General features: G+C 68.5%; 17 protein-coding genes and 1 tRNA gene. 6 read left to right on the plus strand and 12 right to left on the minus strand.

Annotated features, from left to right (window positions below; translation table 11 throughout):
• The first annotated feature begins 17 nt into the window (after positions 1–17).
• Positions 18–737, plus strand: a complete 720-nt coding sequence (locus tag ACQUFX_RS24260) for a PP2C family protein-serine/threonine phosphatase (protein ID WP_428962587.1) — start codon at positions 18–20, stop codon at positions 735–737.
• A gap of 49 nt (positions 738–786) precedes the next feature.
• Here the strand turns inward: ACQUFX_RS24260 and ACQUFX_RS24265 are convergent, their stop codons facing one another.
• Together ACQUFX_RS24265 and ACQUFX_RS24270 are read right to left on the minus strand one after the other, a co-directional pair.
• Positions 787–1,368 carry an NADPH-dependent FMN reductase gene (locus ACQUFX_RS24265; RefSeq protein ID WP_428962588.1) on the minus strand — a complete coding sequence of 194 codons (582 nt, stop codon included), beginning with the start codon at positions 1,366–1,368 and terminating at the stop codon, positions 787–789.
• A 145-nt stretch (positions 1,369–1,513) separates the two neighbouring features.
• Entirely contained in the window at positions 1,514–3,139 is a 1,626-nt protein-coding gene (locus ACQUFX_RS24270) for a cellulase family glycosylhydrolase (RefSeq protein ID WP_428962589.1), read from the minus strand.
• A gap of 309 nt (positions 3,140–3,448) precedes the next feature.
• Here ACQUFX_RS24270 and ACQUFX_RS24275 point away from each other — a divergent pair.
• Positions 3,449–3,521, plus strand: a tRNA-Lys gene (locus tag ACQUFX_RS24275).
• A gap of 65 nt (positions 3,522–3,586) precedes the next feature.
• On the opposite strand, the gene ACQUFX_RS24280 is transcribed toward ACQUFX_RS24275, so the two are convergent.
• From ACQUFX_RS24280 to ACQUFX_RS24325, 10 genes are all read right to left on the minus strand, one after another.
• Positions 3,587–4,825 (minus strand): tyrosine-type recombinase/integrase, encoded by a 1,239-nt coding sequence (locus ACQUFX_RS24280; RefSeq protein ID WP_428962590.1) that lies wholly within the window; start codon positions 4,823–4,825, stop codon positions 3,587–3,589.
• 1 nt (position 4,826) lies between these two features.
• Positions 4,827–5,015 (minus strand): helix-turn-helix transcriptional regulator, encoded by a 189-nt coding sequence (locus tag ACQUFX_RS24285; protein ID WP_428962591.1) that lies wholly within the window; start codon positions 5,013–5,015, stop codon positions 4,827–4,829.
• Complete coding sequence (locus ACQUFX_RS24290; RefSeq protein ID WP_428967060.1) at positions 5,012–6,307, minus strand: replication initiator; 1,296 nt, start codon at positions 6,305–6,307, stop codon at positions 5,012–5,014. The genes ACQUFX_RS24285 and ACQUFX_RS24290 overlap by 4 nt, the downstream gene beginning before the upstream one ends.
• A gap of 134 nt (positions 6,308–6,441) precedes the next feature.
• Positions 6,442–7,143 (minus strand): GGDEF domain-containing protein, encoded by a 702-nt coding sequence (locus ACQUFX_RS24295; RefSeq protein ID WP_428962592.1) that lies wholly within the window; start codon positions 7,141–7,143, stop codon positions 6,442–6,444.
• A gap of 90 nt (positions 7,144–7,233) precedes the next feature.
• Positions 7,234–8,151, minus strand: coding sequence for a hypothetical protein (locus ACQUFX_RS24300; protein WP_428962593.1), 918 nt, complete (start codon positions 8,149–8,151; stop codon positions 7,234–7,236).
• A complete protein-coding gene (locus ACQUFX_RS24305; RefSeq protein ID WP_428967061.1) occupies positions 8,148–9,236 on the minus strand; it encodes an FtsK/SpoIIIE domain-containing protein in 1,089 nt (362 codons plus the stop codon). Before ACQUFX_RS24305 ends, ACQUFX_RS24300 begins: the two co-directional genes overlap by 4 nt.
• A gap of 371 nt (positions 9,237–9,607) precedes the next feature.
• Positions 9,608–9,844: a hypothetical protein gene (locus ACQUFX_RS24310; protein ID WP_428962594.1), complete on the minus strand. Its 237-nt coding sequence runs from the start codon at positions 9,842–9,844 to the stop codon at positions 9,608–9,610.
• Positions 9,844–10,119, minus strand: coding sequence for a hypothetical protein (locus ACQUFX_RS24315; RefSeq protein WP_428962595.1), 276 nt, complete (start codon positions 10,117–10,119; stop codon positions 9,844–9,846). The genes ACQUFX_RS24310 and ACQUFX_RS24315 overlap by 1 nt, the downstream gene beginning before the upstream one ends.
• A gap of 423 nt (positions 10,120–10,542) precedes the next feature.
• Positions 10,543–10,902 (minus strand): hypothetical protein, encoded by a 360-nt coding sequence (locus ACQUFX_RS24320; protein ID WP_428962596.1) that lies wholly within the window; start codon positions 10,900–10,902, stop codon positions 10,543–10,545.
• Positions 10,903–10,946: 44 nt separating this feature from the next.
• Positions 10,947–11,270, minus strand: coding sequence for a hypothetical protein (locus ACQUFX_RS24325; RefSeq protein ID WP_428962597.1), 324 nt, complete (start codon positions 11,268–11,270; stop codon positions 10,947–10,949).
• Between the two features lie 167 nt (positions 11,271–11,437).
• Between ACQUFX_RS24325 and ACQUFX_RS24330 the strand changes: the two genes are divergently transcribed.
• The 4 genes from ACQUFX_RS24330 (at position 11,438) to ACQUFX_RS24345 (ending at position 13,219) form a co-directional block, all read left to right on the plus strand.
• Complete coding sequence (locus ACQUFX_RS24330; RefSeq protein WP_428962598.1) at positions 11,438–12,262, plus strand: GntR family transcriptional regulator; 825 nt, start codon at positions 11,438–11,440, stop codon at positions 12,260–12,262.
• Between the two features lie 80 nt (positions 12,263–12,342).
• Positions 12,343–12,837, plus strand: a complete 495-nt coding sequence (locus ACQUFX_RS24335; RefSeq protein ID WP_428967062.1) for a GNAT family N-acetyltransferase — start codon at positions 12,343–12,345, stop codon at positions 12,835–12,837.
• 12 nt (positions 12,838–12,849) lie between these two features.
• The gene (locus tag ACQUFX_RS24340) at positions 12,850–13,035 is read left to right on the plus strand and encodes a hypothetical protein (RefSeq protein ID WP_428962599.1); all 186 of its coding nucleotides are present in this window, start codon (positions 12,850–12,852) and stop codon (positions 13,033–13,035) included.
• Complete coding sequence (locus ACQUFX_RS24345) at positions 13,025–13,219, plus strand: hypothetical protein (protein WP_428962600.1); 195 nt, start codon at positions 13,025–13,027, stop codon at positions 13,217–13,219. The genes ACQUFX_RS24340 and ACQUFX_RS24345 overlap by 11 nt, the downstream gene beginning before the upstream one ends.
• Positions 13,220–13,561: the final 342 nt, after the last annotated feature.

Here is a 13,561-nt window from a genome sequence, read left to right on the forward strand (position 1 = left end):
CTTGGCAAGCTTGACCCATGACGCTGATCCTCCGCTCGGCCATCATCAATGACGTCGGCCTGGTCCGGACGAACAACGAGGACTCCGCCCTCGCCGGGGACCGCCTGGTGGCGGTGGCCGACGGCATGGGCGGGCTGCCCGCCGGCGAGCTGGCCAGCGAGATCGTCATCCGGATCCTGGACGAGCTGACCCCGCCGGTCGGGACCGCCGAGGCAGCCGACGCGCTCGCCGCCGTGGTGAGCACCGCCAACCAGCGCATCCGGGCCGCCATCACCGCCGACCCGGCGCGCGAGGGCATGGGTACGACGCTGACCGCCGGCCTGCTCGCCGGGGACACCCTGGTCCTGGCGCAGGTCGGCGACTCGCGGTGCTATTTGCTGCGGGACACCGAGCTGACCCAGCTGACCCGGGACGACACCTTCGTCCAGGCGCTGGTCGACCAGGGCACGCTCACCCGGGCGCAGGCCCGGCAGCACCCGCAGCGGTCCCTGGTGACCCGGGCGGTGCAGGGCGTCGACGCCCCACCGGCGATCGGCACGGTCACCGTGTACCCCGGGGACCGGCTGCTGCTGTGCAGCGACGGGCTCTCCGACTACGTCGACGACCAGGCGATCTCGGCCGCCCTCGGGACGTACTACGACCGCCAGCACTGCGGCGAGCAACTGGTGAAGCTGGCCCACCAGGCCGGCGCCCCGGACAACGTCACCGTCGTGGTCACCGACGTCGCCACCGGCTGACCGCCCCGCCACCCGCGCCCCGGCCGGGACGCAGGGCGGCGGTGCCCGGTCACACCTTGTACGGCCGCGCGGCCCGGCCCTCCGACAACGCCCGGGCCCACCAGACGAGCCGGTCCAGCAGCACGTGGGCGGCGGCGGTGCAGTCGTCCCGCTCGACCGGGAGCCCGTGCTCGTCGAACAGCCGCGACGCGCCGTGGAAGCTGACCGTGTCCCGGATGGTCGTCGCGTGCACCTCCGCGAAGACGGCGCGCAGGTGCTCGACCGCGCGCAGCCCACCGGAGACCCCGCCGTACGAGACGAAGGCGACGGGCTTCGTCTGCCACTCGTCGTAGAACCAGTCGACGGCGTTCTTCAGCGGGGCGGGGTAGCTGTGGTTGTACTCGGGCGTCACCACGACGAACGCCTCGGCCTCCGCCAACTGGGCCCGCATCCTGGCGAGGTCGGTGGCCGTCCGGGTGGCCGAGGCGTCCAGCGTGGCCGGCAGGTCGACGTCGGCCAGGTCGACGACCGTCACGGCGACGTCGTTCCGCGTGGCGGCCTCCCGGACGAACCACGTCGACACGGTCGGCGCGAAGCGGCCGACCCGGGTGCTGCCGACGATGACGGCGACCTTGACTGGCTGATCAGACATGAGCGATCCCTGAGGGTCGAGGACATTGGTGTGTGCCTGTGTGACCGTATGTACTCAACCCGGGTTGAGGGCAAGCCGCTCCCCCGTACCGGACGAGACGGCGGGGCGGCCCCACCGGGCCGCCCCGCCGTACGACAGGCCGCCGTCAGCTGGTGGGGAAGTTGTCCGGGGTACGGATCCGGTCCCGGATCCAGACGCCGGCCGGCTTGAGCACGCCGGTCCCCGCGTACGAGGTGCCGTTGCAGGTGCCGGTGGTGAAGACCGCGCCACTGCGGAAGTCGTCGGAGAAGTTCCAGTTGACCCAACTGATCTTCTTCGTCGCCATCAGGTCGAGGTACTGCTGGGCCCGGGTGAAGTCGTTCGCCCCGTCACCGGAGGCGGTCTGGGTGCCGAACTCGGTGACGAAGATCGGCAGCCGGTCGGCGGCCCGGGACAGCGCGTTCAGGTACGTAGTGCCGTGCGAGGCGGCGTAGAAGTGGAAGGTGTACATGATGTTCGTCGCGTTGACCGGGTTGTTGATGATCTCGGTCTCCGACGAGCCCTCGGAGAGGCCGAGCGACGACCAGGCGCGGGTGCCCACCAGCACCACCCCGTCCGGGTCCTGCGCCCGGATCACCGGGATGACCTGCTCGGCGTAGCTCTTGATCGACGACCAGCTCACGCCGTTCGGCTCGTTGGCGATCTCGTACAGGATGTTGGTCTTGTCCTTGTGCCGCTGGGCGATCTCGGTGAAGAAGGTCCGGGCCCGCGCCAGGTTGTGGTTCGGGTCGCCCGGGGTGAGCATGTGCCAGTCGACGATGGCGTACATGCCCCGGGCGGTGGCCCGCTCGATGTAGTCGTGCACCCGGTCGGTGAACAGGCGCGGGTTGGTCTCGTAGCCGTCCTCCTGGATGTACATCGAGATGCGCAGCACGTCGGCGTTCCAGTCGGTGGCGAGCGCGTCGAGCGAGGCGTTGTTGACACACTGGGCGTACCACTGGATGCCGTGGGTGCTCACGCCGCGCAACTGGATCGGCTGGCCGTACCGGTTGCAGAGCTGGACGCCGCAGACCCGGAGCTGGCCGTTGACCGCGGCGGGGGTGCCGACGACCCCGCTGCCCGGCGCGGTGGTGACGGTCAGCGCGCCGGTCTGGGCGGAGGTGTTGCCGGCCGCGTCACGGGCCCGCACGGAGAAGCTGTACCCGGTCGAGGGGCTCAGGCCGCCGACGGTGGCGGTGGTGCCGGTGACGGTGGCGGCGAGCGCGCCGCCCCGGTACACGTCGTAGCCGGTGACGCCGACGTTGTCGGTCGAGGCGTTCCAGGCCAACGACACGCTCGACGAGGTCGTACCGGTGGCCCGCAGGTTGCCCGGCACGCTGGGCGGCTGGGTGTCGCCGCCCCCGGCGCAGGGCCCACCGTTGACGGTGCAGTTCGTGGGCGTCCCGCTGCCGGTCACGACGAACCCGAAGGTGGTGGACGCGCCGGCGGCCAGCGTGCCGTTCCAGGAACGGTTGGTGAAGGTGTGCCGGTTGCCGCCGCTGGCGTGCAGGGCGTCCCAGGAGCTGCCCAGGGTCGACCCGGCCGGCAGGTCGAACTCGACCCGCCAACTGGTGATGGTCGCACCGGTGTCGTTACGGACGGTGAACCGTGCCTCGTAGCCGCCGCCCCAGTCCTGGACCTTGGCGAAGCTGGCGGTCGCGGCGCTCGCGCTGCCGGGCGTGACCAGCAGGCCACCGGCGATGGCGAGCGCGGCGGCGCAGATCCCGGCCACCGTCGTGCGCAGTCTGGACATTCCACTCCCTCTGTCGTCGCGGGGTAGGTGCAGACACGCGTCGAAACAGAAAGGTAAAGAACATTTACAGTACGGTCAACCCACCGGCCGCACGCCACCGCATCGACAGGCCTCTTCGCCAAGGGATGCCGGAGCTGGGATCGGGAGCGCCACCGGCAGCGTCGACGGACGGGATCGGTACGCTCGGTCGTCGGCGTCGACCTTGTCGCGGCCCACCCCCGCGCCCGCCTCCCGGGCCGGCTCAGGGCTGGCGTCAACCGGACAGCGGCGCGCCGCGCCGCCACGGTTCGGGTAGCCTAATGGATCAACGGGCCGTTAGCTCAATCGGCAGAGCTGGGGACTTTTAATCCCTAGGTTCAGGGTTCGAGTCCCTGGCGGCCCACTCTCCACCGCCTCTGAGCCGCCAGAACGCCGACCGAAGATCATCGGGCACAACCAGGGCACAACTCAGTCCCGATCTTGACCGGTAGAAGGCTCCCGCCCCGTACCGCTCGCCTGCCGCAGCAGGTCACCGACCAGGCCGCGCGGACGGTCCCTCTTCGGCAGCCAGTGCACGTAGGTCTCCAGCGTGATCCGCAGGTTGGCGTGCCGTAGCGCCTTCTGTACCTCTTGGGGCTCCACCCCGTTGCTCATCAGCGTGGTGGCGAAGAAGTGACGCAGGGAGTGGAACGTGCCCGCCTTGGGCCAACCTGCGGCCTCACGCCAGTCCGCCCACAACTCTGACCAGTAGGTATCGGTCAGCAGCCTTCCCCGCGACGAGGTGAACAGGACAGCCACCGAACGGGTCAGCCGCTCCCCCGTGGTGATGTCGGGAAGCTCGAACTCGACCGGGCCGACCTCACTCAGGTGGGCGGTCAGTTCCTCAGCCACCACCGCGTCCAGGTCCACGGTGCCGACAGACCCACTCTTCGGAGTCGAGAGGTAGAAGCCACCGAAGTGCTCCGGCGAGTGCCGCAACTGCTGGACGACGTGTAGGTCCCCCCGGTCGTAGTCGACACAGCGGGGCCCGGCCTCCATGCCCAGCACCTCACCGAGGCGAAGCCCTTCCCCGGCCCCCAGCCAGATGGCGGCCCGGTATCGGCGCGGCACCACCTCAACGAGCCTGAGCACCTGGTCGCTGGTCGGAACCCACTTCGGTGCCCGGGAAAGACCCCGCAGGATCTGCGCGAGCTTCACCCCGTTGCAGGGGTTGTCGGGAATCACCCTGTCGACAACAGCGGCGTTCATGACGGTCTTGAACAGCCCGAAGTACAGGCTTACCGACGATTTCGGCGTTCCGTCATCGAGGAGCCGACTCAGCCAGGCCAGCACGTCAGTGAGGTTGATGGAGCGGATGAGCCTCACACCGAAGACGGGCAGCAGGTGCTTCCGCAGGTTCTGCGGGATACGCCGTCGCGTCTCCGTGGCCCAACCCGACTCACGCGCTTCCCTCCACCGCTGCGCGTACTCAGCGAAGGTCAGCCGATCCGTCTCACGCTTGGCCCTCACCTCTACAGCGACGCCCGACCGGCATTCAAGGTCGAAGGCGTCAGCGTCGACCTTGCGCTCAAAGAGCTTTTCGCGGGATTCACCAGCGGCGTCGGTGTAGCGGACCCGCCAGCGTTTGCCCCGGCCGTGTCGCTTGGAGGGAAGGCGCTTCTTGTCCGGTCCGCGTTGGGTGAGGTACCACAGGTCATCGATGGGCATGTCAGGCCGCCTTCTGGTCGAGCCAGGCCCGCACGTCGGCGGGGTCGTATCGGAGATGCCGGCCGACGCGGGACGCGCGGGGACCGATCCGGCGGTGCCGCCACTGGTAGAGGGTGCCGACCGGGATGCCGAGGAACGCCGACACGTCGGTGACGCTCCACAGCCGGGGGACGGCGGTGGGGGTGGTCATTCGGGGTCCTTCCTGGTCTGGCGTGCGGACCGGATGCGGTCCCCGATCGCGGCGGCGAGTTCGAGTTGCTCGGGGGTGTCGTAGCCCATGCCGACGACCGTCCAGTCGTTGACGACCAGGACGTTGGTGTCATCCGGCAGGCCCGCGTCGGTGAGCGCGGTGCGGAGCTGGTGGGCCTGACGCTCCGCCCGCAGCTCCTTGAAGGTCGTGGAGTAGATCCGCGACTTGGTCAGGAAGTGGCCCCGGAAGCCGAGCATGTGCGCCCAGTGCCGCAGCCGCAGATCGGCGTACTGGCCGAGGCCGCCCAGGTCCCACGCGGCTTGGATCATGGCGCGGTGGTGGTCGGAGACGGTCAGCCGGTCGATGTGCATCTGTGAGCGGATGCGCCGGTCTCCGGTCTCGGTGGCCTCGGTGCCCTTGGTGGCGTACTTGGCGATGTAGCCGGCTAGCCGGGTGTCGGCCACCGCCTGGCCCTCGTCGTCATCCTGGTTGTCGGCTACGTCGATGTCGGTGGCGGTGATGTCCTTCACGTCGACCTGTGCGCCCCAGCCGAGGGGCAGAGGGGTGCCGTCCGGTCGGGTGGTGTCGACCCGCACCGAGGCAGCCGCCGACCGGACCGCGTCGGCCAGCACGTCGGGGGTGAGCCAGGCCGGGGGCGGGGAGTCCGGCCCGCTCGGTCCGTCGACCCGGATCACGGCGTGGAAGTGCACCAGGCCGCGCCGCTGGTACTCCGCGACCTTGGCGTAGGAGATGCGCAGGTGAGCACCGGCCGCCCGGACGGTGAGGCCACCAGCGGCGGCGGCAGCCCGACGAAGCGCGATGGTGAACCGGTGCCACAGCTTCCCGGAGTGCGCCTGCCACAGCACCGCCCCGGTGTAGTCGTACGAGTCCGGGGCGATCGGGCTACCCAGGAGCGGGTACCCGTCGGGGTGCCAGCGTCCGCAGGAGCAGGGCCGCCGCCCGGGGCGGTTGTGGACCGCGCCGAAGCCCGGAGCGGTCAGGGTGACGAACAGTCGAGTCGACTGGGCCACGGTGTTGGGGACGCCCTTGCCGCCGGACATGCCCGCGTGGATCAGGTGCCAGGCGTCGGCGGCGTACCGGTCGGCGCAGGTCGGGCAGACAGCGGCGCGGCGGGTGCCGCAGGAGGCCCACACCCGGCCCTGCCGAGACGCGATCAGGTCCCCGGACCCGAGGTGCCGAACCTCCCACTTGCCACTGAGGCGAACGGGCTGGAGACAGCCCTTGACACTCTCGACGCCGGCCCGCCATTCCCGGTAGGCCGGGGACCGCATCCACCGGGTCAGCACGGCCTCAGCGTCGTAGCCGACCGGCGCGGGGCGAGGAGAACGAGGAGGTGAAGACATGGAATCCCTCCAGGGACAGGGCCCGCCGCGCCCCGGAGAGAAGCACGGCGGGCCAGGACAAGTCAGAGAAGGTCAGCGCTCGGGGCCGGGATGGCGGGGCTGGTGACCGTGACGGGGGTGAGGTCGCGGACCCGGACGGCGGGCCGGGTGTCCGGGGCCGGGGTGGTGTGGTCATCACGACGGGGGTCGAACACCACCACGTCGACCCGGGTCGTCTTGGCCCGGTACATGGCCGCGTCGGCGTCCGCGAGAGCGGCGGGAAGGTCACCGGCGGACGGGGCCAGGCCGATGCTGGCCGTGACCGTGACCGTGGTGCCGGTGGGGAGCGGGATCGGGGCGGCGATGACCTGGGCGATCCGGTGAGCGACAGCGGTCGGGTCGGGACCGTCGATCAGGGCGGCGAACTCGTCTCCACCGAGGCGGGCCGCCGTGTCGCTGATGGTGCGGAGGCGGGCGGCGATGGTGGTCAGCACGATGTCCCCGGCGGCGTGGCCGTGGGTGTCGTTGACGGGCTTGAACCCGTCGAGGTCGATCACCGCCACCCAGGGCCGGGCGGGGGCGACCCGCGTCCACGCCTGGGTGAGTCCGGGCCGGTTCGCCAGGCCGGTCAACGGGTCCCGCAGCAGAGCCCGCCGCAGGGCGGTCAGCTCACTGTGCAGGGTGGTCACGCAAACCACCGACCGCCGGTAGCGGGTGAGGACCAGGACGAGCGCGACGACCAGGAGCAGGCCGACCGCGAGAGCGAGCGGCGAGAGGTAGGACACGGCATGTCTCCGATCAGGGGAGCCGGGGGCCCTGCCGCGCCCGCGAGAAGGCAGCGCGGCAGGACCAGGGGGAACCGGTGGGAGATGTGCTCAGTGCGCGTAGCCGTTGGCGGTGACCGGGGTGAGCCGGTCGACCACCCGTGCCGCGATCGGCAGCGGTAGGCGCGTGGCGCGTTGGATGTCGGCAGCGGTCACCGTCGTGGTTGAGTCCGCGATGAGCTGCCGGATCTGCGCCTGCATCGGCATGGGGATGCCCAGCCCGTCCAGCTCCACCGCCGGAGTCGGGGGCTCCACCGAGGCGACCGGGGTCGGGGTGGAGGTCTCCGAGGGCCGGGCCGCCGGAGCTTCGACCCGAGCAGCCGGGGTGACCGGTGGCGGGGACGTCGAGACAGCCAGCACCGAGGCGACCGGGGTCGACGCGGCAGGTTCGGGCGCGGTGGGCTCAGTCTTGGTCAGCGTGATGGCCCGGCGTGCCTGGGTGCAGCGTGCCTGCACGATCGGCATGACTTCGGCGAGGAAGAACACCAGGACCGGCACCATGATGTGCGCGGCGAGCATTCCCGCGTTGATCTCGCCCTCACGGGGCCACAACGCCGGCACCACGTTCATGATCAGGGTGCAGGTGAGGAGGAACCGCTTGAGCCAGTCGACGGCCTTGGAGTCGATGTCGATGCCCCGCGCGATCATCGCCGCTTCCCATCGGAGAACGGTGATGAGGATGCCGACCAGGCACGGTTCCACTCCCCAGGTGCCCCACCAGACCGGATCGGCCGGGGTGAGGTGACCGGCGAGGAAGTCCTGAACGCCGGTCGTGGTGAACACCGACCCGACGGCCAGGAAGACCCACAGCGACCGGGTCACGGACACCCGAAGCCGCTCGATGTCCACGATGTCGAGCGCGGCATCCTGCTCCAGGTCGTGAAGCTGCCGCGCCACATCGAGACGTTTCGTGAGCCGGCGAACCGGCCGAGGCACCCGAGGCTGCTTGGTGTCTGCGGTGTCGCTCATGCCTGCCCCGCCCGCGCCAGTTCGGACACCGGCCAGCCGGCGACCCGCACCAGGTCGGCAATGTCGGTGTCGTCGCAGTACGCGGCCCGGACCCGCACCGGGGTACGGGAGCGCTGCCGGACCACGAAGCCGATGCCGGCCGTTGACGGGTCGTTCGGGATCTCGTCGGCCAGAGCACCCCGACGGCGCATGTCCTCACCGAGGACCATGTCGACGTGCCCGGCCGACGTCGCCCGCAGGCACACCCGCAGGGAGAACAGGTCACGCTGCGGGATCACGTCCTTGGTGGGCTCCTGGAGCGCGCCGATCACGCTGCCGCCCAGCGCCCGAGCCTGCGACAGGATCAGCGGCAACACCGACTGGACGCCCTTGGTCAGGGACCGATCCCCGTACCCGGTCACCGCGCCCAGCTCGTCCACGACCAGGACGTCCAGCGGGGTTTCCCGCGACATGGCGAAGGTCCGCCGGCCCTGCTCCGCCAAGACCCGCTTACGGTCCTGCATCGTGGCCCAGAAGCCCTGGACGACCTCCACGATGTCGGCATCCTGCTCGGCGTACCGGTGGGAGACCGGCCGCAGTGCGTTGAGTTCGGTTCCCTTGGGGTTGACCACGTGCAGGCGCACCAGGCCGTCACGGATCAGCGGCGCGCACGCCCGCAACGCCATCCAGGTCACCGAGTTCTTCCCCGAGCCGGTGGCCCCGCCGACCAGCCAGTGTTGCCCGACCAGCGGCGCGTACCAGTCGGTCCCGTGCTCGGTCTCACCCAGGTACACCCGGCCCAGGTCCACCGCCTCAGAGTCGCCCAGCAGGTCCGGCGGGATGATCGCCTCAGTGAACGGCTCCGACCGCTGCACGATCAGCGCGATCACCTGCGGACGGACCCGCTCGACACCGACCCGCTCAGCCCGCAGCGCGACGGCCAGGGCGTCAGCGGCTTCCTCCCACATCGTCGGCGTCTGCCCGAGCAGGAGCCGCACGTACACCGTCTCCGTCGACGGAGAGTGCGACCGGACCCGGATGATCCGAGGCACGTTGACCACGCCGGTCGTCCGGTGAACCGTCACCAGGTTGCACGCCTCGGTCACCCGACCCCACCACGGCCCCAGGTACGCCCGCGACAGCCACCGACGGCGCACCGCCCGCAACTGCGGAGCCGCCCACCGCGACCAGGACTCCGGGTGACCCCGGTACCAGCCGACACCGGCCGCCACAGCACCCGCCATCACACTGCCCGCCGTCACCGGCCCGAACTGGACCACGCCGGTAGCGATAGCAGCCGGAGCCGCCACGAAACCCGGATGCCGCGCAGCCCAACCCGCCACCCGCCATTCCCACCCCTGAATACGCTGCTTCCCCATCGATTACACCCACTCTCAGCCATTCGAAGATTTCTGTAGACGACGAAAGGCCCGGATCGGAAAACCAACCCGGACCTTTCGGCAACGTGCGTTTGTCGTTAGCGTGCCGTAACCATCATTTTCTTGGCGAGCGCCGTTGCCCGCTTCGCCTTCTCCGTCTCCTCCATCCACGGGGCCGCCTCTTCGAGGAGGATCAGCAGGACCGCCACCGCCCGACGAAGCTCGTCGTAGTGCTTCATGTAGCGGTACCGCTCCGGCATCCCCTTCATCGACTTCCGCAGCAACCGCATTGCCTGGTCGACAGCGTCGTAGGTGTCACCGACCCGATACGACATCAGCTCACCTTCCACGGCTTGGCCACGAGATCGGCCTCATACGTCTTGACCCGCGTGTGGAACGCCCGAAGCGACTCCACCGCCTGCCGGTGCGCGTCCTCCAGGTCTTCGATCCGCGCGGCGAACTGGTACAGCGTCCCCGGCGGCGGCTCACACGAGTTGATCAGGCTCTTTACGCCATCGAGCAGCATTGCCAAGCTCTGCACGTTGCCCACCAACGCCTCGTACCGTGTCCTGCCGGTCCACGACTTCACCAACTCCGGCACCAAATCCATCCACTACCCCTCTCCGGTCGCCGACCCAGCCGAGTCGGTAGACACCACCCACCCCCGGCGACAACGTCCCCCAAGGGCGGATAGAGACCACCGCTCAGCGGGCTACTCCCGGCCGGTCAACCGCCACAAGCGCCGCCAGCGTCGACCCTCACGACGGATCAAGCCAACGTTGATCGACACCGACAGCAACAGCAATCCAGAAACGACCAAGTCAAAATCCGACACAACAACCTCCCTCCGCATCTGGAAAATGCACAATTGTCAGCAATAGGCAAGGTTCTAGCCACTGTGGAATTCTCAAGAAACAATCTGCCGAAGGATGCGAACTCACCGAGCCCGCATACCGTCGACATAAGCGCCCCGACCCGACTCGAACGGGTCACCCACCAGAAAGGGGCGGGGCGTGCTCGACGGCCTGGACCGTCAGTGCCCAACTCCGGCGGCGAGGATCGCGGCCACCCGGTCGCGGTCGGCGGCGGCGAGCCCCAGCGTGCCGTTCGTCTGCTCGCGCAAGGCCACCTGTCCGTCCGCCCACGTCCGCCACCGCTCGGCCACCTGGTCAACGGCGACCCCGGCGGCGGCGGCCACCTGGTCGACGGTCGCGCCGGCGGTCAACGCCTGGTGCATCGTGATGGGCATCCAACTGGTGAGCCAGTGCGCCAGCGCCGACATCACGGCCAGTTCCTCCAGGCCCCGGGAGGGCTGCTGTTCGCCCCACTTCCGGGCGAGCGCGTACGGGTTCTCCCCTCGTGCGGCGACGAAGGTCGTCAGTTGATCCCCCATCGGGGACTCCTTCCGTTTGGGCAAAAACCCCGAAGGTGCCTACCTCAGGCAGGCTTGAGGCTCTGCGCCTTCCACGTCAGACCCGAACGGCCGTCCCGCTCCCAGTGCGAGACCGTGGCCCCGATCAGCTCCACCAGGTCGCCCTCCTCGATCCCCTGCGGGTTCACCGACAGCGTCACCTTCAACTCCTCGCCCTTGCCCCGGTGCCCGTCCTCCGTCGCCACCGGCTTGGCGAACACCCCCACCACGTACAGGGGGTCATCCGACCCGTACGCCGTCAGCACCCGACCCTCCATGTCCGTCTTGATCGCAGGCTCCTCCACCACGCGCAGCTTGAAGCCAGTCAGGTTCACAGGGATGTTCCGCATCTCGCTCGCTCTCCTTCGGTCGTTTTTCTCCATACGCATGTAGCCCACCGGGCAAGTCTGGGGCGTACTGACCTGTCTGACCGGTTCGTAGGTACTGTACGTACAAAGACCGGACGGTGCAAGCGTTCTGTACGATCTGTACTGACAAACCTTGGAGGAGGCCCCGAGTGGCAAGAAGTCGAGCCCGGTGGGAGGTCGTCTATGACGATCTCCGAACCCAGATTGACCAGGGAAAACTCAACCCGGGTGACCGGGTGCCAACGGAAATTGACCTTGCATCCCAGTACGGGTTCAGTCGAGCAACGATCCGCTCAGCGCTGGCCCGACTGGAGCAAGACGGGTTGATCACGGCAGGGGCCGGAAGTCTGGGCAGGCAGGTTCGCCGCCGAGAGTTGGTGTCGTGGAACCTGACCCGGTTCGAGCTGGGTGCGTACTCCGACGATCCGACCAACCGCGTTGACCAGTGGGAGTCGGACGCCCAGGCAGAAGGGTGGTCAACCCGGCAGGTTGTTGCCGGAGTCACCGAGTTGGCCGCTCCGGACGAGGTGGCGCGCTACCTCGACTGTGCCCCAGGCACGCGACTCATCCGACGCAGGCGACTGCGGTACGTTTCGCGGCAAGGCATCCCCGAACAACTCGCAATGATTGCGGACACCTGGACGCCAGTAGACATCGCCAGAATGGAAATCGACGGCGTTGCGCCGCTTCTTCAGGAGACTAACGTCGTGTATCCGGGTGGGATTTATCGCGCCTTGGGTTTTCGGCAGGTGCACTACAAGGATGAGATTCAAGTCAGGATGCCGACACCGGACGAAGCTGCCTTGCTTGACGTGCAGCCGGGAACGCCGGTTGGCCAGCATGCCCGAGTCGGTATTGATTCAACCGGTCGGCGAGTGCGCGTACTCGTAAGCACTTTTGCAGGCGACAGGCAGTTGCTTCGGTATGAGCTGGACGTTCCTGAGCGGCGACCAACACAGGCCGAGGAGGAATAGTGCTTCTCCGCTTCGAGCAAGCAAGGACTAGCGACCTCTCGACCGTTCTAGACATTCTTGACGAAGCGGCAGCGTGGCTAGTGTCCAGGGCTATAAGCCAATGGCCCGCCCGCTTCAGCAGCTCTGAGGATTGGCGAATTGACCGAATAGCCAAGTATGTAGCTGAGGGCAATAGTTGGCTGGTCAAAGTCGATGACGAGGACGTTGCTACGTTCAGCTTGACAAGCAAGGCTGATCCGGATTACGCCGAAGGTTGGCCAGACGGACCAGACCATGCCTTGTATATCTTTCGCATGGCAGTACGTCGAGCGTGGTCCGGCCGGGACTTCGGGGCAAAGATTCTTGACTGGTCAAGCGTCCGGGCAGGGGTTGCCGGTGATTCCTGGCTACGCCTTGACTGCCATCGGCACAATTTGCAGCTTCAGCACTATTACGAGAATCGCGGCTTTGACCGTGTTAATACTCTGGTCAAGACTATTGACGACAGCGGGCGACCTTACACCCGTGGCTCTGGTGCCCTTTATCAGCGGCCAGCCGGAACCGTGTACGTCCCTGAAACTAGCCCGGCGCGGTAGAAGGAGTCCGGAGTGACCAGCCCGAGAGAGCGTGACGAGTTCGAGCGGATGAGGCTCGTTGCCCAGATTGAGCGTGCTCGCGACTTCATCAAGCAGTACGAGGAGCACCAAGAGTTTTACCGACAGCAGGTCGAGGACAGCCGGTACGAGCTTGGTAGGCTCGATGAGCGGCTAGGAGGTGCGGACCATGACCGTTGATCAGCACATGCAGGCTCTTCGCGATCTGCTGCGCGCCGACCATGAGGCATGGATCGCTGAGGTTCAGGGCTGGGCCGATGAGGCCGAAGCCGCTGGTGACATGGAGCGGCATCGACGCCATGCCGAGCACGTAGCAAGGCTCAAGGCAATGCCCTATCCGTGGGAGCAGTCGCGCGCCGCGTAGACGGGTCCGCTGTAGCCGAAGCGTAGTGTGTTCAGACTTTCTTTACTTGTTCAAGGGCGGGCCTGCGGCCCGCCGCCGTGCCACGCCGGGGCGCGCGTGCGGCCTGGCGGCCGGTCACGCCCCGGCGCGCACGGCGCAGCATGGAGCAGGAACAGGGACGGCCAGGGCGTCAGCCGCAGGCTCGGAGCCCCGAGGCGGGCCCTCAGCGCCAAGGACCGGCCACCGTCCAGGCAGGACCCCGAGAATGCCCCGCGAGGCGCGACCGGCAAGCCCCGAGCATGGGGGCGGTGTCCGCAGCGGCCGGGCAGACGACCCCCCGTGCCAGCCGTGACCCGAGGCCAG

The sequence above is a fragment of the Micromonospora fluostatini genome (genome assembly GCF_050410825.1).
GTDB classification, from domain to species: Bacteria; Actinomycetota; Actinomycetes; order Mycobacteriales; family Micromonosporaceae; genus Micromonospora; species Micromonospora rosaria.